The sequence below is a fragment of the Photobacterium sp. genome, from assembly GCF_033720175.1.
Lineage (GTDB): Bacteria > Pseudomonadota > Gammaproteobacteria > Enterobacterales > Vibrionaceae > Photobacterium.
On record NZ_JAWWDA010000001.1, the window covers coordinates 402,662 to 420,725 of the forward strand.

At 45.8% G+C, this 18,064-nt stretch carries 13 protein-coding genes and 1 pseudogene; 8 read left to right on the plus strand and 6 right to left on the minus strand.

Annotated features, from left to right (window positions below):
• Positions 1-225: 225 nt before the first annotated feature.
• From R3289_RS01720 to nagA, 3 genes are read left to right on the plus strand one after another with little or no spacing between them, the layout of a single operon-like run.
• Positions 226-927 carry an N-acetylmannosamine-6-phosphate 2-epimerase gene (locus tag R3289_RS01720; protein WP_318923626.1) on the plus strand — a complete coding sequence of 234 codons (702 nt, stop codon included), beginning with the start codon at positions 226-228 and terminating at the stop codon, positions 925-927.
• The gene (locus R3289_RS01725; protein ID WP_318923627.1) at positions 924-1,805 is read left to right on the plus strand and encodes an N-acetylmannosamine kinase; all 882 of its coding nucleotides are present in this window, start codon (positions 924-926) and stop codon (positions 1,803-1,805) included. Before R3289_RS01720 ends, R3289_RS01725 begins: the two co-directional genes overlap by 4 nt.
• The gene (nagA, locus tag R3289_RS01730; protein ID WP_318923628.1) at positions 1,805-2,944 is read left to right on the plus strand and encodes an N-acetylglucosamine-6-phosphate deacetylase; all 1,140 of its coding nucleotides are present in this window, start codon (positions 1,805-1,807) and stop codon (positions 2,942-2,944) included. Before R3289_RS01725 ends, nagA begins: the two co-directional genes overlap by 1 nt.
• 265 nt (positions 2,945-3,209) lie before the next feature.
• Here nagA and R3289_RS01735 read toward each other — a convergent pair whose 3' ends face one another.
• The 3 genes from R3289_RS01735 to R3289_RS01745 are packed head-to-tail and all read right to left on the minus strand — an operon-like array spanning position 3,210 to position 6,595.
• Positions 3,210-4,691, minus strand: coding sequence for a chlorohydrolase family protein (locus R3289_RS01735; protein WP_318923629.1), 1,482 nt, complete (start codon positions 4,689-4,691; stop codon positions 3,210-3,212).
• 14 nt (positions 4,692-4,705) lie between these two features.
• Entirely contained in the window at positions 4,706-5,893 is a 1,188-nt protein-coding gene (locus R3289_RS01740; RefSeq protein ID WP_318923630.1) for an amidohydrolase family protein, read from the minus strand.
• Between the two features lie 12 nt (positions 5,894-5,905).
• Complete coding sequence (locus R3289_RS01745) at positions 5,906-6,595, minus strand: GntR family transcriptional regulator (protein WP_318923631.1); 690 nt, start codon at positions 6,593-6,595, stop codon at positions 5,906-5,908.
• Between the two features lie 336 nt (positions 6,596-6,931).
• Here R3289_RS01745 and R3289_RS01750 point away from each other — a divergent pair, with 336 nt between their 5' ends.
• The 5 genes and pseudogenes from R3289_RS01750 (at position 6,932) to R3289_RS01775 (ending at position 13,352) form a co-directional block, all read left to right on the plus strand.
• The gene (locus R3289_RS01750) at positions 6,932-8,512 is read left to right on the plus strand and encodes an ABC transporter substrate-binding protein (RefSeq protein ID WP_318923632.1); all 1,581 of its coding nucleotides are present in this window, start codon (positions 6,932-6,934) and stop codon (positions 8,510-8,512) included.
• A 59-nt stretch (positions 8,513-8,571) separates the two neighbouring features.
• Positions 8,572-9,540, plus strand: a complete 969-nt coding sequence (locus tag R3289_RS01755) for an ABC transporter permease (RefSeq protein WP_318923633.1) — start codon at positions 8,572-8,574, stop codon at positions 9,538-9,540.
• Positions 9,541-9,561: 21 nt separating this feature from the next.
• Positions 9,562-10,485 carry an ABC transporter permease gene (locus tag R3289_RS01760; protein ID WP_318923634.1) on the plus strand — a complete coding sequence of 308 codons (924 nt, stop codon included), beginning with the start codon at positions 9,562-9,564 and terminating at the stop codon, positions 10,483-10,485.
• Positions 10,486-10,499: 14 nt separating this feature from the next.
• Positions 10,500-12,474, plus strand: a pseudogene (locus R3289_RS20510) (dipeptide ABC transporter ATP-binding protein).
• A 2-nt stretch (positions 12,475-12,476) separates the two neighbouring features.
• Complete coding sequence (locus tag R3289_RS01775) at positions 12,477-13,352, plus strand: DMT family transporter (RefSeq protein WP_318923637.1); 876 nt, start codon at positions 12,477-12,479, stop codon at positions 13,350-13,352.
• A 131-nt stretch (positions 13,353-13,483) separates the two neighbouring features.
• Here the strand turns inward: R3289_RS01775 and treC are convergent, their stop codons facing one another.
• The 3 genes from treC to treR all read right to left on the minus strand — a co-directional run bounded on the left by treC (position 13,484) and on the right by treR (position 17,878).
• A complete protein-coding gene (gene treC / locus R3289_RS01780; protein WP_318923638.1) occupies positions 13,484-15,166 on the minus strand; it encodes an alpha,alpha-phosphotrehalase in 1,683 nt (560 codons plus the stop codon).
• 91 nt (positions 15,167-15,257) lie between these two features.
• Positions 15,258-16,697, minus strand: coding sequence for a PTS trehalose transporter subunit IIBC (treB, locus tag R3289_RS01785; RefSeq protein WP_318923639.1), 1,440 nt, complete (start codon positions 16,695-16,697; stop codon positions 15,258-15,260).
• A 230-nt stretch (positions 16,698-16,927) separates the two neighbouring features.
• Positions 16,928-17,878: a trehalose operon repressor TreR gene (gene treR / locus R3289_RS01790; RefSeq protein WP_318923640.1), complete on the minus strand. Its 951-nt coding sequence runs from the start codon at positions 17,876-17,878 to the stop codon at positions 16,928-16,930.
• Positions 17,879-18,064 lie beyond the last annotated feature (186 nt).

Here is an 18,064-nt window from a genome sequence, read left to right on the forward strand (position 1 = left end):
TTATAAACCTGATCACACCGTTTGGAAAAAATATTTTTTTTGTTTGAAAAAAATCTTCGTTATGAATTATCATTGCGGTGAAGATTATTTTCAAATCATTTTGCACAAAATGTGATCGCGGACAATAATTCACAACACTATCAATTAAGTTAGCCGTTAGATGAATATAAGTGTCAGTTAAGACGATCCCTCCTCCGTGATAAAACCGACTACATGAGGCCAGCCATGAGAGATAATTCAATAACTATCAGCGATTTAAAGGGGGTTTTATATGGACAGACTATTGTTTCCATTCAACCCGTAGCAGGAAGCCCGCTAGAAAAGACCGAGTTTATCGTCGCGATGGCAATGGCCGCAGAGCAAGCAGGCGCACGTGCATTACGTATCGAAGGTGTCGAAAATGTTAAAGCCGTTGCCATGCAGGTTAATATACCCATTATCGGTATTGTGAAACGTGATTTAGAAAACAGCCCCGTACGGATCACACCATTTACCCAAGATGTTCAAGCTCTGGAGCAAGCCGGCGCGAGTATTATCGCTTTTGATGCAACCGAACGCGTCCGTCCTGAAACACGCGAAACAATTGCCGATGCCATTATCCGATCCGAGTGTTTTGCAATGGCTGACTGCTCCTGCTATGAAGATGGCCAGTGGGCTCATGATCATGGTATCGACATCATAGGCTCAACATTGTCCGGCTACGTGGGTGATGAACCACCAACAGACCCTGATTTTGAACTGGTAAAACAGTTTTCCTCGGCCGGATTCTTTACTATGGCGGAAGGTCGGTTTAATACTCCGGAGCTGGCGGCCAAAGCAATCGAATGTGGTGCCGTTGCGGTAACCGTGGGTTCAGCATTGACTCGCTTGGAAGTCGTCACCGGTTGGTTTAACCAAGCAACACAGACAGCAGGGGCACATTCATGAATGTTTTAGCCCTCGATATTGGCGGTACAAAAATAGCGCTTGGCTTGGTGCTGCAAGGAAAAATGACAGAGCGTAAACAAATTCCAACACCTTCAGTGGGATCTGCAATAGCCTTTGCCCAGCAATTACTTGCTGAGTGCCAGCCCTGGCTAGATAAAGTCGATAGCATTGGTGTTTCAACCACAGGGCTCGTCACAGACGCTGGCATTACCGCCATCAATCCAGATACACTGGCCTTCCCTACGCCTTTTCCACTTCATACCGCATTGCAAGAGCTAAGCGGTTTACCTGTTGCCATGCTCAACGATGCTCAGGCAGCCGCATGGTACGAGTATCAATGCCTTGAAGGCGATTACCACAACATGGCCTATATTACCGTTTCAACAGGAATTGGCGGAGGCTTGGTAATCGATGGAAAACTGCATACAGGGAAGACAAATTTTGCAGGTCACGTTGGCCATATGGTCATAGATCATAACGGCATCGAATGTGGCTGCGGCCAGACAGGCTGTGTCGAAGCGATGGCCTCTGGCACCGCGATCCACAAGCAAGTACAACAAAAACTATCACCATCAATCAGTAATCAGACGTTATTCGAGTTGGCTCCAGCCGATCCTGACGCAGAAGCAATCATTCAAGACAGCGCAAAGGCTGTCGCCACATTATGTTCGAATTTAAAGGCCGCACTCGATTTAGATGTCATCGTTCTGGGTGGCGGCATCGGCTTGGCCCGCGGTTATTTGGACCGGGTGAACCAATACATCCAATCTAAGCCCCTGCCTTTTCAAGTTGTGTTGTTACCAGCGAATGGCAATCATGACGCTTGCCTGCTAGGGGCCGCCTATCTTTACTCACATAAAATGCCGGGAGAGCAATAATGACGCTCAGAGCACTATCAGCCAAGCGTATCTTCGATGGAGAAAGCTTTCATTCTGACGCATCCCTATTGTGGCGAGATAATAAAATTATCTCGATTATCCCTACGGCTTCACTACCTATCGAAGCGGAAGTCACCGACTATCCAGATGGAACCGTTGTGCCAGGTTTTATTGATATACAAGTAAACGGTGGCGGTGGCGTGATGTTTAATCAAATCACTACAGCAGATGGCATTGATACCATCTGCCGTGCACACCGGAAACATGGGACCGCTTATCTGCTGCCAACGCTTATCAGCGATACTGCCGAAAAGATATCTCAAGCACTAAAGGCGGCTCAAACCGCATTAACCAATGACGTACCCGGTGTGTTAGGTGTTCACCTTGAAGGTCCCTGGCTAAGTATTGCTAAAAAAGGGGCTCATGATTCCAAGCACTTTTATACCCCCTCCGAGCAAGCTCTCGAACAGTTACCGTGGCTTAAAACAGGTACGACCTTAATTACTTTGGCGCCAGAAGAAGTCAGCAGCCAGGCGATCTCATGGCTCAAAGAAAGAGGCATACTCCTTTCATGCGGACACAGTAATGCAACATCGGCCGATTTCACCTCGGACATTACCGCTAACATCGACGGCTTTACCCATCTGTTTAATGCAATGTCTCCTCTCGAAGGACGGGAGCCCGGAGTTGTCGGAACCGCGCTGAGACTAGATAAAGCCTGGTGCTCTATCATCACCGACGGCATTCACGTATCTAAACAGAATGTGCTGCTTAGCCAACGAATCAAGCCTGCAGGTAAATTGCTGGTCATTACAGATGCTATGGCATCCGTCGGCAGTGAAAATAGTAGCTTTATGCTCAACGATGAAACCATCTCGGTACAAAACGGGAAATTGGTCAACGCGCAGGGCAACCTTGCCGGAGCCCACATAGGGATGGATGAATCTGTTGCCAACCTTATCCAATGGGGAGTTAAAGAGTCTGAGGCATTTAGAATGGCTTCAACCTATCCCGCCCAGGCCTTGAATCTGGACAGTCAGCTGGGATCACTTAAACCAGGCTATCGGGCATCTGTAACCATTGTCAATGATCAGTATCTCGCTGAAGAGGTGCTTGTCGATGGTCAGTTTACACACTAACGGAAAGCACATTACCTTGCTTGCAGCATGAGCGGCGGCGCTTTAACTGACAGACGAAAAGTCGCTTGAACATCGACGAATTTGCGACACAATCGATATGCCCGCCAGGGAGCAATGTTACTCCCTGGCAGACGGATGGACCTGTAAATGAGTACACTTGTGGTTCTTGGTGATTATCCGAGACAGCCGCCTCGCCTGTCTCCACTCGTTTTCGTAGCCAGCGGCAGCCGTGACTCGAGTAGAGAAGAAGCGAAGACTTTCCAGGTTAGCGGAAAGGTTCGTGTCGATGTAACGGAAAAGAGGGGGGAAATATTTCATCACGAGGTGGATGCTTATGGCTACGTTCAGGGAAGGTATCCATAAAACGATTAAATTGTTGCTGGGCTTGATAATGTAACGCTGATAAATCGAGGTTGAGCCTTACAAGTTGATGATCCCAAACTACCATTTCACCGTCGACAAACACGCCTTTGACATCGCGCCCGTTGCCATTGATCACTAAGGTAGTGATCGGGTCAAAACATTGCCCGGTATGGATTGAATTTAAGTCAAATATCACAATGTCAGCTTTGGCACCTCTGCACAACCGACCTAAATCCGGGCGGCCAATAGCATCGGCACCACCAATAGTAGCCATATTGTAATAATCAGCAGCACTGGCAGCGGCGATGTCACCTTCCGTTACCCTGCTTAAGATTGTGCCAATATGCATATTTTGAATAAAGTCCGGCGGGAAGGTGTCGGTACCTAAGCCAATATTGATTTTCTTGGCTTTGAACTTAGTCAGACTATCAATATATTTCCCATGCCGACCCGCGACTAACGGACAAACTACGGCACTGGCACCCGCTTCGGCAAACATCGACAATTCTTGGTCAACCCTTTCTGAAGTAGGCTCCTTACCACCTAAGAATTGTGCGTGAGGCATCAGTAAATGCGATGATAATAAACCGCTTTGGCTGATCAGATCGAGTGATGACAGGCCAGGAAAGCGTTGCTCAACCATATCAACCTCAAACTGTCCCTGGCATGCATGCAGCCGAACCGGACACCCGAGATCTTGCACGGCTTCTGCGGTCGTCGCCAACAGTAATTGAGTACACCCTTCAATCCGATCTGGGGCAAACATTCCTTGTATGCGGCTGCTATAGCCCTGATTGACTTGTTCAACAAAGCGCACTGCATCATGCAATCCACTCATCCCCTTTTCTTCGTTAAACCGCATCTTAAACGAACCATCAGGCTCAACACACGCATGGCCCGACATATACGCAGGACCTAAATAGGCGCGGATCCCGATATCCTCAGCGATATCCGCCGCCCGCATAAATTCCGAATACGTTTCTGCCCATTCCCGATAAAGAATAGAGGTAATAGGCAATGCCGTTGTCACTCCGTTTAATAACAGGTGGGCAAAAGCGTATTTTTTACTAAAATCAAGTTCTGCATTAGTATACGTTTCTCTTCGTTGCCATGTGCTGGCAGGAATACGGCCTTTCTTCCAACCGGGTTGGTTATCAAATGCCAACACCGTCGAATCAAGATCAGCGAGTGCATCGAGGTCAATAAACCCAGGCCCAATAATACTATTGCCGGTGTCATAGGTTTGATCTACCGGATAAGGGTAGTTATGACCGACAAAAATGACCGAATCAGACTCAAAGACAACTTCACCATTTTCATAAATCTGGTGGCTGCTGTCCTCATAACCGATAACGTATTTTCCTTTTAACTTTGTGATTGCCATTATTGCCTCTTAAGTTAAAAAGTACACACACCGTTTTCCGCAACAACCATCCCAGCTTTGATCACCGTACGATCAACGGGTTGGTCAATGATCGGCTGGATAGCAACTTGGCCTTCGAGCAGCACGAGATCGGCCTCAACTCCTTTTTTAAGGCCATAGTTAGTGAGCCCTAACACATCGGCACCGCCTTGGGTGATGGCGTATAATGCTTGTTCAAGATCACGATCTTTACGCCAACGATATTTTAACCCCATAAGCATTGCTCGCTGTAGCATGTCGGCGTTGCCGTACGGACTCCACGTATCACGGATCCCATCATTACCGACGGTCACTTTTACGCCTGCCGCTTTCAACATTTCATACGGCGGAAGGTTTCTGTTTGCTGGCGCCGTGGTGGCAATGTGAATTTGCTGGGTGGCTAAACCATCGACAAGCCGTGCTTGATAGTCAGCATCTACCTCGCCTAAACAAAAAGCATGGCTGATAGTGACGTTGCCATTAAGTTGATATTCCTTGGTTTTTTCAATTATAAGTTCAACCGAAAACGCCCCTAATGTACCCGGTTCATGCAGGTGAATATCTACCCCTTTTCCATGTTTCGCCGCAAGAAGAAATAGGGTGTTAATATGTTCAACCGGATTGCGCTCAAATGAGGAAGGATCAATCCCGCCGATTAAATCAGCCCCCATGATCAAGGATTCTTCCATTAAATTGACGGTTCCTGGACGTCCTAACATCCCACTTTGTGGAAACGCGACTGTTTCAATAAAAATCTGATTTTTCAATTTTTCTTTGGTTTCAAGAACACCCTGAATATGTTTCAGACCGATTTCAGTATCAACATCAATATGGGTACGAATGTGCGTGGTGCCCTTGCTGATTGCTTGGCGGCATACACGTTCAGATTGCTCTTGTGGTGAGAAAGGATTTTCGGCTCTGAAATTCCGCTCATTAGTAATGATACCTTCCAGATCACTGGGGACATCATTCGCGTACCAATCCATTCCCCATAGCGACTTATCGATATGGGCATGACCATCAATAAAGCCGGGCAGTGCCAATTTTCCTCCGCCATCAACCACAGTGGCTGGCGTTACAGCCGTTATGCTTGGTGCGATTTTTTCTATTTTCCCGTCAAGGATCAAAATATCCGAGCTTTCCTTACCAAAAGGGCGAACATTTTTGATCAGCAAATTATTCATTTTTTTTCCTTCCTATGGATTGAGGTATTGGGATAGTACATCGGCAATCCCTTGTTGATTACTGCGTAGCGGTTCGTAAATACTATCTTTGATGAACGAAAGGTGCTCATCCGTGATGGCAAGTACCTGTTCTAATTGTCGTGTTTTAAAGGCAGCTAAGATCTTTGGATGATCTACAATACTGCAGTTAATACCCTCCATTATTTCGTAATGAGATAGGATTAAACTGTTTTTATCGATGAGCTGACGAAGAAAGCTTTTTAATAGCGGGACGTTCGCAAGCTCTGCGAGCAAGATATGAAAATCGCCAGAGAGCTGTAATAGTTCAAGCCGATCCCCTTTATCATAGGCTTCACGCTCCAGCATGATGTGTTGTTGAATCTTCTCTGCTATCTCAACGGTGAAAGTATTTACCAAGCGTTCAGCTATTGCCCTTTCAACCACCTGCCGCGACCAGAAAACATCTTGAATTTCAAATTCAGAAAATACCGGGATCACCGCGCCTTTATTAGGTTCAATATGCACCAGCCCTTGCTGAGCCAATTGCAGCAACGCTTCTCGTATTTTTGTCCTGCTAAGGTTAAAGGCTGTGGCAAGCTCCGCTTCTTTAAGCCGAGAGCCTGGAAGTAATTTCTTTTGACGGATAGCAAGCCGCAACACTTCAGAAACAGGATTTTCATGTTTTGAAAGAGAGAATTTCATAGTTAGCGCCTACCAATAAAATGCATAACTCAAACGTTAAACCGACGGATAAATTTAACAACCATCATCAAATAATACTTTATAAATCTTCACTTTGTAACCAATAAACTAACAATATTGTATTCTGTATTGACATATATTGTATACAATATATTATGACATTGTGATCAAAAAGGGCTGAAGCCTTGAAGGTTACCTTTAACTTTACTATATATATCAATTAGATACTGAATGGCAGCGGTTGGTGGAATGTTGTTAAAATTCCGTTATTGCTTGAGGTTGTATCCTACATGGTTGATTTTTTCTGAGTGATATAACGGACTTTAGGGAAGAAGAATGAAATTTAGTAAGAAGGCACTAACCCTGCTGTTAGGGGCAACGTTTGCTTACAGCGCACAAGCTGAGAATGTGGTTCGCTGGGCGGCACAAACTGATATTGCGACACTGGATCCTTATGCATTTGCTTCAACCTCAGCACTGAGTTTTCAAAATAATATCTACGAAGCATTGATCCAGTGGAATGACAAGCTTCAAATGGAAGGCGTACTGGCGACAGACTGGGAATTTATCAATGACACAACACTACGTTTATCTTTAAGACAAGATGTTAAGTTCCACAATGGCAATCGCTTCAATGCTGATGATGTTGTGGCCTCTATTGCTCGAGTCACCCACCAAGATTCAGGGGTAAGAGGAAATGTTTCAACCATTAAAGAAGCAAAAAAAATTGATGAATACACTGTCGAGATTATTCTTAATAATAAATCCTCGATTAGTCTGAATGAATTAACCAGTGTGTTAATGATGGACGAAGAGTGGTTAAAAGAGCATAACGCCCTACAGCCAACCAATATGTCTCAAGGGACAGAAGGCTACGCAACAAATAACACCAACGGTACCGGTCCCTTCAAACTTGTCAGCCGCCGCCGCGACGCAGAAATGGTACTGGAAAAAAATACCGAATGGTGGAATACCGCGAATGCTGAGCACAACATCGACAAAATCATATTCAGTCCAGTCAAATCACCTGCAACCCGCCTTGCCGGCTTAATGGCAGGTGAATTTGATTTGGTTAGTGATGTTCCATTACAAGATCTTCCTCGTATTGAAAAAAATCCAGATCTAAAAGTGTTAGTTACCCCGTCTTTACGGGTCGACTATCTGTCGCTAAATATGTCTGACACGTTAATTGCAGGTAACGTAAACGGGGCCAATCCACTTCAAGATCTGCGTGTTCGCCAGGCGATGTTTATGGCCATTAACCGTGATGCCATCGTTAAGAAAATCATGCGAAATATGACGACAGTGGCGAACCATTATGTTGCACCTGCAATTGCTGGCTACGACGAAAAATCAGCGATCACACTCAGTTATAATCCTCAGCAAGCGAAAAAACTGTTAGCGGAAGCCGGTTATCCCGATGGTTTTAAGTTAGCGTTCGACTGTGTACAAGGTGCTTACTTGAATGCCGAGCAATGGTGTCAGGCTGTACAAACGTTTTGGTCGAAAGTGGGGATCAAGTCTGATTTCAACATTCATCCTCGCAGTACCTACTCCCAGGTACGCGATAATCATAAAACGGATGTTGCGGTAATAGGCTGGGCAAACCTTCCTCTGATTGATGCTCACAGTATCAATGTGCAACTACTGCACTCTAAGGATAATAACAACTATGGTGCTTTCAATATTCCACAATATAAAAATACCAAAGTTGACCGTTTGATTGAAGAATCTGCGCTCGAATTAGATCACGGTAAACGTGTACAGCTTATGGCCGCGGCATTAAACCAGTCCCAATTGGATCTGCCGTATATTCCGCTGCACCATGAGCCAGTTGCTTGGGTTCTTTCTAAACACTTTGAACTGCCACAAGCACCAGATAATGTACCGCGTTTATGGTATGGAAACTTTAAATAACCACTCAAGGAAAGGGTTGTCATGACCCTTATTTCCCCCTAATTTTTTGGTGTGAATATATGATTGCCTTCTTATTTCGCCGGCTAATACAAGCCAGTATATTAATGTTGTCTGTTGCCTTGATTGCCTTTGTAATGTTTCAATTTGTCGGTGATCCGGTTGATGGCATGCTGGCTGAAAGTGCCACACAATTTGAGCGAGATGCATTAAGAGAGTCACTGGGACTTAATGACTCCGTTATCACGCAATACATTCGTTTTGTTCAGAATATGGCCACAGGTAACTTTGGCATTTCATATTATAATCAAGAAGATGTATTCAAATTAATTATGGAAAGGATCCCCGCAACTTTAGAACTTGTTTTTGTGGCGGTTGTGCTTTCTATTCTTATTGGTTTCCCGTTAGGAATTTGGATTTCACTAAGTAAAAACAAATGGTTGACGAGTACTGTACAGGTTGGGTCTTTGGTTGGTGTCTCTCTGCCCAGCTTTGTCACCGGAATACTGCTGATCATTGTGTTCTCGGTTTGGCTTGGGATATTCCCATCACATGGCCGTGGCGAAGTGGTCGACCTCGGCGGCTGGACAACCGGCTTGTTAACAACATCTGGGTGGCATTCGATTATTTTACCAGCACTCTCACTGTGCTTGTTCAAAGTAACGTTAATTATGCGCCTGATCAGCTCAGAAATGCAGGAAGTTCTGCGCACAGATTATATTAAATTTGCTAAAGCTCGAGGTATTAAGCAGAGCAGTATTAACTATGTTCACGCGCTGCGAAACTCATTGTTGCCTGTTGTAACCGTCATGGGGTTACAAATTGGTGGTCTTATTGCGTTTGCAATTGTAACCGAGACCGTTTTCCAGTGGCCGGGCATGGGGATGTTATTTATTCAGGCGATTAACTATGTCGACATTCCAGTTATCTCGTCGTATTTGGTTTTCATTTCATTTATTTTTATTTGCTTAAACACATTAGTTGATATGTTGTATTTCATTATCGACCCACGAATGAAATCTCACGCTTAAACCATTATTAAAGGATTATTAATGACTGCTTTCGCTCAAAAAGCCCATGCGTTATGGGATACTGATTTCGTCTATAAATTTAGACAATCAAAGATAACCGTGTTTGCGTTTACCATCGCAACCATCCTAATTTTTTCTGGGATATTTTCAGTATGGATTTCCCCTCATGATCCGTTTGATACCGCATCTTTTAATTTAATGGATTCAGAGTTGCCACCTTCCTTTATCGAAGATGGAGACGGGCGTTTTTTCCTGGGAACAGATATTCAAGGGCGCGATGTTTACTCCTTAATGCTGTACGGCTTAAAAATTTCGCTCATCGTCGGTTTTATGAGTGTTGCCATGTCAGCTGTATTAGGCGTTTCGCTGGGGATCCTCAGCGGCTATGTGGGCGGTGCGCTTGATGCCTTTATCATGCGTTTTTCTGATGCCATGTTGAGTTTCCCCACCATCATGTTTGCGCTGTTGGTGAGCGGGGTCGCACGAGGGATTCTGCCTCAGGCTTATCATGATGACATGATGCTCTATATCATCGTATTTTCGATTACCTTAACCGGTTGGATGCAGTATGCCCGGACTGTACGCAGCTCCGTCTTTCTGGAAAAAAATAAAGAATATGTGCAAGCGGCGAAAGTGATGGGCGTTGCACCGTTTAAGATCATGTTTACTCATATCTTACCCAATACTCTAAGCCCCTTACTGGTGCTGGCAACACTGCATTTGGCGCTGGCGATACTTACCGAAGCCACGTTGTCTTTTCTCGGCGTGGGAATGCCTCCTCATCAGCCATCATTGGGCACTTTGATTAACGAAGGTAATTCCTACCTGTTCTCTGGCCAATGGTGGGTTGTGTTCTTCCCATCATTAATGCTCGTCTTGCTCGCTCTGTCGGTCAACATTGTTGGCGACTGGTTACGCGATGCTCTGAACCCGAAACTAAACTGATTTGGTAACATATTATGACACAAGAAAATAAGAAACCGACTCTGGAAGTCAATAACTTATCGGTTAACTTCGTCAACAGAAGGGGCGATTTAGCGGCACTGAGAGATGTTAATATGCGTATTTTCCCCGGTGAGATTTTAGGTGTTGTCGGAGAATCAGGTGCGGGAAAATCCCTCACCGGTTCAGCTATCACCGGTTTGCTAGAAAGTCCCGGGGAAATTGTCGGCGGTAGCGTTTATCTGGAAGGAAAGCGTATTGATACTTTGGATCAAGAATCACGTCATCGACTTCGTGGCAAAGAGATCGGTGTAATTTTCCAGGACCCACTGACGAGCTTAAACCCGGTACTGACGATCGGAGCGCAGCTGATAGAAACGATCCGAACTCACTTACCATTATCGAAAGAGCAAGCGAGAGAAAAAGCGATTTCGTTGATGCAAGAAGTTGGGATCCCCGCACCAGAAACGCGGATAGATCATTACCCACATCAGTTCTCCGGCGGAATGCGCCAGCGAGTGGTTATTGCCCTTGCGCTCTGTGTTGAACCCAAAGTGATCATTGCCGATGAGCCCACGACAGCACTGGATGTATCCGTACAGGCACAAGTCTTGCAGCTTCTAAAAAAGCTCTGTGCAGAACACCGTGCGTCAGTGATGATCATCACTCATGATATGGGGGTGATTGCTGAAATCTGTGATCGCGTAGCCGTCATGTATGCCGGCCGTGTTGTTGAATGTGGTCCGGTACAAACAGTGCTCCAACAGCCAAGCCATCCATACACGCTTGGTTTAATGGCAGCTATTCCAAAAATTGGTCACAGAAAAGAACGCTTATATCAAATTGATGGCTCAATGCCACGGTTAAATGCAATTCCTGATGGCTGTTCATTTCACCCTCGTTGTGAACGCGCAACAGCCGAATGTAAACAAACCGTGCCGCAAACCAAGGTAGTTGATGGTGCTGAAATCGCTTGCCATCTGTATTGATTAAGGAACAGATAAAATGACCGAGCCATTAGTTAAAGTTGAAGATTTAAGTATCGAATTTGATGTGTCAAAACGGTTTTTAAACCGACTTCTTTCGAATGAACCCAAGTCGTATTTGAAAGCGGTAAAAAATGTTTCTTTTGAGATCAACCGAGGTGAAAGCTTCAGTATTGTAGGCGAATCTGGTTGCGGTAAATCGACTATCGCCCGGTTACTGGTCGGGTTATATAAACCGACCAGTGGTCGGATCATCTATGACGGCATCGATCTGGCCATGGCAACCAAAGCGGAACGAGACATGATCCGCAGAAAATCACAAATGATTTTCCAAGATCCCTTTGCTAGTTTGAACCCGCGTTGGACGGTGGAACGTATTGTCGCCGAACCGCTACACGCCTTTGGCCTCGTTAATACGGCCAGTGAAGCCAGAAAGAAAGTCGCCAAAATGCTGGGTTATGTTGGCTTGGGGGCTAGCGATATGGCGAAGTACCCCCATGAGTTTTCAGGCGGTCAACGGCAACGCATCTCCATTGCCCGTGCCTTGGCAGGAAAGCCAGAGTTCTTGGTGTGTGATGAACCAACATCAGCACTCGATGTTTCAGTTCAAGCTCAAATTATCAATCTGATGAAGGATTTGCAGGACGAATTTGACTTAACCTATCTGTTTATAAGTCATGACATGTCTGTTATTTCACATTTTTCTGATCGCGTTGGCGTGATGTATTTGGGGAATTTAGTCGAATCTGGCCCGGTTGACCGTATTTTCGACCATCCTCAGCATCGATATACCACGATGTTGATGGATTCAATCCCGGATATCAGCCAAATTAATCGTGCCAGAACCCCAGTGTCAGGTGAAGTCCCTAATCCGATTAATCCTCCCTCTGGCTGTCCGTTTCACCCTCGTTGTAATAATGTGACAGTGGCTTGTAAGCAGAGTTTCCCAACCAAGCGAACAATTGCAAAAGAGCACATTGTTCACTGTGAATATCAAGCGGTGTAATTGTGCTAAATAAGTTAGCTTTACCCTCATGGTTGCTTTATGTACTTATTTCTCAATGCTTTTTCACTCTGGGAGGGGCATTCATTCGACACGCCGGCGGGGAAATCCCCCCCTTACAGATCCTCTTTTTGAACTATCTGTTTGGGTTGTTTTTCTTGCTTTTAAGCCGGGGGAAACAGAGCCGGCGACTGAAGTTAGGTCAGCCAAAAATCTATATCAGCCGTTCTGTGATTGATTTAGCCGCAGGAATCACCATTTTTTATGGTGTGACGTTACTCCCTCTCGCTAATGCCGTTGCCATCAGCTTTATTAGTCCGATCCTGATGTTATTGCTTGCTGTTTATTTCTTTAAAGAAAAAATGACGATAGCTAAGGCATCGGCCTGCTTATTAAGCGTTATCGGTGTGCTAATCATTTTGCGCCCAAGCTATATGCCACTGACGATAGGTGTGATAGCGATGTTGTGCTATTCAGTATTTAATGCTGGTTCTTGGTTGTTTGTGAAGAAGCTACTTGATACAGATTCGCCTGGAGATGTGCTCTATAACCACTACATTATTACTCTGCCCATGATCGCAATGTTAACCATACCGGTATGGACCTCACCCAGTTTGGCTGTAACCGTTATCTGTATGCTGATTGCCTTGTGTTACGTGCTGGGGCATTGGTTTAACAACCGCTCACTTGAAAGTGGAGACATAGGCAGCGTTTCCATTGGCTTATTTACTGGCCTTATTTTTTCAACCGCATGGGGATATTTGTTTTTCTTTGAACTTCCGGATTTACTCACAGTCGTCGGAGCCGTCATTATTCTTTTAGGTATCCAAGTTTCAACAGAGATATCGAAAAAATCGACTTCGACGATCAATTATGAATAAATATCGAAGGTTCTGTCGTCGCTTGGAATTGGAATATGTATCCATATTCATTGGTGAGGCTTGATTTCTTTAATGATGACTCAAAGGTGCTCAGCGAGCACCTTTGAGTCACTTGGATATACCGGTTGATATCAATTATGTTCAATCAACAAGACACGGCATTCATAAGGTTTCAGTACCAGGTGATGGCTGGGGTCTTGCTGGCGATAATCTGCATAGTTGCCCAGAATATACCGCCCTTGTTTAACATTAAGCGTTTCTGGCAACTGGCATTCGGTTTCCTGACCATAGTAATTATTGATACAAACTAAGGTTTGCTTATCAGACTGACGGCGATAGCAAAACAGCTGCGAATGCTCGGGCATTAGATCCGTGTAATCACCGGTTGTGATCACGGCTAACTCTTTACGTAATTTAATCAGCTGACGATAATAGTGGAATACGGAACCGTCATCCGCCACCGCTTTTTCGGCGTTGATTTCAGGATAATTCGCCGCCACTTCCAGCCATGGCTGACCTTGGGTAAACCCGGCATGCTCTTGGCCATTCCACTGCATTGGCGTCCGTGAGTTATCACGGGATTTTTGCGCTAAAATAGCCAGCATCTCGGCTTCGCTCACACCTTGCTGGTTCACCATGATGTCGTACATATTGGTACTTTCCACATCACGGTACTGCGCAATTGAGGTATACCCCGGATTGGTCATACCAATCTCTTCGCCTTGATAAACGTATGGTGTGCCCTGCATCATATGCACCGAGGTCGCCAGCATTTTCGCCGATTCGACACGGTATTGCTGATCATCACCTAAGCGGCTGACCACCCGTGGCTGATCATGGTTACACCAGAACAACGCCCCCCAGCCTTTGTTGTGCAGCCCCTGCTGCCAGTGGCTGAATATTTGCTTAAGCTGAAGAAAGTCAAACGGCGCTTTAGTCCATTTGTCGCCATCAAGATAATCGGCTTTCAGGTGGTGGAAGTTGAATACCATCGACAGCTCTTTACCGTCAGGCGACGAATACTGCTGGCAATGTTCAAGCGTGGTTGATGACATTTCACCGACCGTTACCGATCCGTATTGCTGGAATACCGCTTTGCTGATCTCCTGCAGATATTGATGAACACGCGGGCCATCAGTATAAAAGCGGCGACCATCACCAATATCGTCATTCTGAAAGTCTTGTTGCTTGGAAATCAGGTTGATCACATCCAGGCGGAAACCGTCTACGCCCTTCTCCGCCCAGAAACTGATCACCTCTTTCACGTCGGCCCGAACATTTGGATTTTCCCAATTCAAATCGGCTTGTTCTTTAGCAAACAAATGCAGGTAGTACTGACCGGTTGCTTCATCCAGCTCCCAGGCATTGCCGCCGAATTTAGACTCCCAGTTTGTTGGGGCCTGACCGTTAACCGGATTTTTCCAGATGTAATAATCACGATACGGGCTTTGCTTATCACCCAGCGCCGACTTAAACCACGCATGCTCGGTTGAGGTATGGTTTACCACGATATCCATCACAATGCGGATACCTTGTTCATGCGCCTCGGCCAGTAGCTGGTCGAAATCAGCCATGGTGCCAAAATCCGGATTGATATTGTAATAGTCAGAAATATCGTAGCCGTTATCGACCATTGGCGAACAGTAGATTGGGGTTAACCAGATGGCATCGACACCCAGCGTTTTAAGGTAATCGAGCTTAGAAATGATCCCTTGAATATCGCCAGTACCCTGACTTCCGCTGTCACAAAAGCTTTTAGGATAAATTTGATAAATAGTCGCAGTACGCCACCATTCCTGTTGTTCTGTCATCATGCTTGTTACTCACAGAAAATTGATTCAAAAGAAAATTTGCTTATATAAAACGGGGATAGCCCAGCCGCTTGGTCTATCCCATTCTGAAGCTTTAAATGGTTTGCGGTGTTTGCTCACAATCCTCAATCTGTCCCTTGGCCTGTGCGCGCTTATAAAGTACCAGCGTTAAGGCAATAGGGACGATAATCGCGACCAGCATGGCAACGAGGTACACCATCCAGTACTGTGGTTGAATAGACAGAATGCCCGGCAGACCGCCGACACCTATGCCGTTGGCCATCACGCCGGCACTACCACAAATCGCAGCGGCCATGGCAGAGCCAATCATCGCAGTTAACATCGGGAATTTGTATTTCAGGTTGATCCCGTACATTGCAGGCTCTGTTACTCCAAGGAAGGCCGAAATTGCTGCAGGGACTGATATTTCACGCTCATTGTGTTTTTTGCTGATCCAGATAATACCGACAACGGCAGAAGCCTGGGCGATATTAGACAATGCAATCAAAGGCCAGATCGGTGTACCGCCCATATCCTGCATTAGCTGCAAATCGACGGCATTGGTCGTATGGTGAATCCCCGTAATGACCAATGGCGCATACAAGAAGCCAAAGATCATCGAGCCAAGCACGGCAAAGTCACCGGTCATTGCAATTTTCGCCGCATAGGCCACCCCATTACCAATCACCCGGCCAAACGGACCAATAAAGGCATGCGCCAGAATCACAGCCAGAATGAGCGAAATAAATGGTACGATGACTAAATACAGGTAGGCAGGAATGATCCGCTTCAGATTCGTCTCAATCATTGCCAGGGCGATACCCGCCAGCATGGCAGGAATAACCTGAGCCTGATACCCCACTTTCTCAATCACAAACCAGCCAAAGTCCCAGACTTCGGGCACTTGTTTGCCGATCAGGTAGGCATTCATCAATTGTGGTGAAACAAGGGTGACACCGAGAACGATACCCAGGATCGGTGTACCGCCGAGCTTTTTCACCGTGGACCAACAGACCCCGACCGGCAGGAAGAAGAAGATCGCCTCACCAATCAGCCACAGGAAAGAATGCACTGTCGACCAGAACTGGCTGATTTCAACCAACGTCTTACCATCGAACATCCGAATGTCGCCTATGACGTTGCGAAAGCCCAGAATCAAACCACCGGTAATTATCGCAGGTAACAGAGGAACAAAAATTTCGGCCAGATGGGAAATGCTACGCTCAAGCAGGCTCATATTCTGGCGGGCAGCAACTTTTGCCTCATCTTTCGATGCAGCTGCATTGCCTGTCATGCCTGATAGGATCTTATAAACGTCATCAACCTCAGTACCAATCACCACCTGAAACTGACCCGCATTGGTAAAGCAGCCCTTCACCATCGGAATGGCTTCAATGTCTTTAACCTTTGCCAGATCCGTATCGTTTAGTACAAAGCGTAGTCGGGTAAGACAATGACTTACGCTGGCAATATTGTCAGCACCGCCGATGCATTCAACCAAGCGTTCGATGTGCTGCCGATTTATCTTACTCATACCGTTGTCCATCTCATGTTGTGAAAGGTACTTATCGTTGTTTAGTGTTCCCGCCTAGCGGGAATGTTCCCACTCGTAGTCATGATAATGGCAAAAGAGTGACAGAAACAAAATGGGAACATTCCCAAACCGTGAAAGAGTTCACACCGTGCGGGCAAAAAAACCTCCCGACACGTTATCAGAATAGAAGGTAACGATGACTTTTAGCTGATCGCGTTTTAATTTAAGGGTTAATAAGACAGAGTCGCTTGCTGCGTCAGATGAGTTATCGCACACAGACCGGACAGCTGCCTGATCAGCAAGTTTGCCGAGGCTCTACCCGCCTCAAAATATCCGGGGTCGATACTGAAAGTATTGGGGAAAATAAATGAGAGCAAATCGGTTGCCCCGACCCCCGACACCACCACATCGCTGCGGTTTAATTCCTGCAGGCGCTTTGCAACACCCAGCGCAAGGGTATCACTGGCACAGACGATGGCTTCTGTTTTCGGGGTCAATACACTATCAGTCAGCGCGTAGGCACTTTCATGGCTGAGCTGACCGGTCTGATAGTTCGGAGTAATATCAGCCGCTTTGCAATAGGTCAGGTAGGCATTCAGGCGCATCTGCCCGGTCGTCTTATCACTTGGATCGACTCCCACAAAACTGATCTCGCGTTTACCTTGTTGCTGTAAATGCGTCATCGCCAGCTCAATGACACCGTGGTTGTCATACCCGACCGATGAAATCGTGTCAGTATCAACGGCGATAACAACAGCTTTATGCTGTAACATTTCTACCGCCGTTAAATCACAGCCGGTAAAACCAAACACGATCACACCATCGACATTACGCTTCTGTAAAACCGCTAAATGTTCATTGGTTTTCTCGGCACTAAACTGACTTTCCATGATCACCGCATCATAACCAGCAGCATAAATAACATCCAAAATGCCGCTAACCGCTCTGTTCTCAGACGGTGAGTCGAGACGAGACAGAATAATTCCGACCACTTTGGTGCTGCCTCCTCGCATCGTCTGTGCTGACTTTGACGGCACAAAGCCAGAATCTCTGATCACTTGCTCAACCTTTTCACGGGTGGCCGCTTTGACTTTAGGATCATTGGTCAACACGCGAGAAACCGTGGATTTTCCAACCCCGGCTAATTTAGCAATATCCAGAATGGTGAGCTTTTTAGTCATAAATAAGTTCAGGCTAAGATAAACGTCTTTATTGTCACTCTCAGCAATAATATTTCAATCAATTTCCTTCCTAACATCAAAAAACCTTTAGATGAACGTGATTTCACCACGAATACGCTGAGTTTATACCCATAAGACACCTAAAAGGAGTCTTAATTAAATAGTTACATAATCACCACGATTGCA

Excerpts from the sequence above, each read along its gene's own strand:
- R3289_RS01720 (WP_318923626.1), top strand. The coding sequence starts at position 226 with ATGAGAGATAATTCAATAACTATCAGCGATTTAAAGGGGGTTTTATAT.
- R3289_RS01725 (WP_318923627.1), top strand. The coding sequence starts at position 924 with ATGAATGTTTTAGCCCTCGATATTGGCGGTACAAAAATAGCGCTTGGC.
- nagA (WP_318923628.1), top strand. The coding sequence starts at position 1,805 with ATGACGCTCAGAGCACTATCAGCCAAGCGTATCTTCGATGGAGAAAGC.
- R3289_RS01735 (WP_318923629.1), bottom strand. The coding sequence starts at position 4,691 with ATGGCAATCACAAAGTTAAAAGGAAAATACGTTATCGGTTATGAGGAC.
- R3289_RS01740 (WP_318923630.1), bottom strand. The coding sequence starts at position 5,893 with ATGAATAATTTGCTGATCAAAAATGTTCGCCCTTTTGGTAAGGAAAGC.
- R3289_RS01745 (WP_318923631.1), bottom strand. The coding sequence starts at position 6,595 with ATGAAATTCTCTCTTTCAAAACATGAAAATCCTGTTTCTGAAGTGTTG.
- R3289_RS01750 (WP_318923632.1), top strand. The coding sequence starts at position 6,932 with ATGAAATTTAGTAAGAAGGCACTAACCCTGCTGTTAGGGGCAACGTTT.
- R3289_RS01755 (WP_318923633.1), top strand. The coding sequence starts at position 8,572 with ATGATTGCCTTCTTATTTCGCCGGCTAATACAAGCCAGTATATTAATG.
- R3289_RS01760 (WP_318923634.1), top strand. The coding sequence starts at position 9,562 with ATGACTGCTTTCGCTCAAAAAGCCCATGCGTTATGGGATACTGATTTC.
- treC (WP_318923638.1), bottom strand. The coding sequence starts at position 15,166 with ATGATGACAGAACAACAGGAATGGTGGCGTACTGCGACTATTTATCAA.
- treB (WP_318923639.1), bottom strand. The coding sequence starts at position 16,697 with ATGAGTAAGATAAATCGGCAGCACATCGAACGCTTGGTTGAATGCATC.
- treR (WP_318923640.1), bottom strand. The coding sequence starts at position 17,878 with ATGACTAAAAAGCTCACCATTCTGGATATTGCTAAATTAGCCGGGGTT.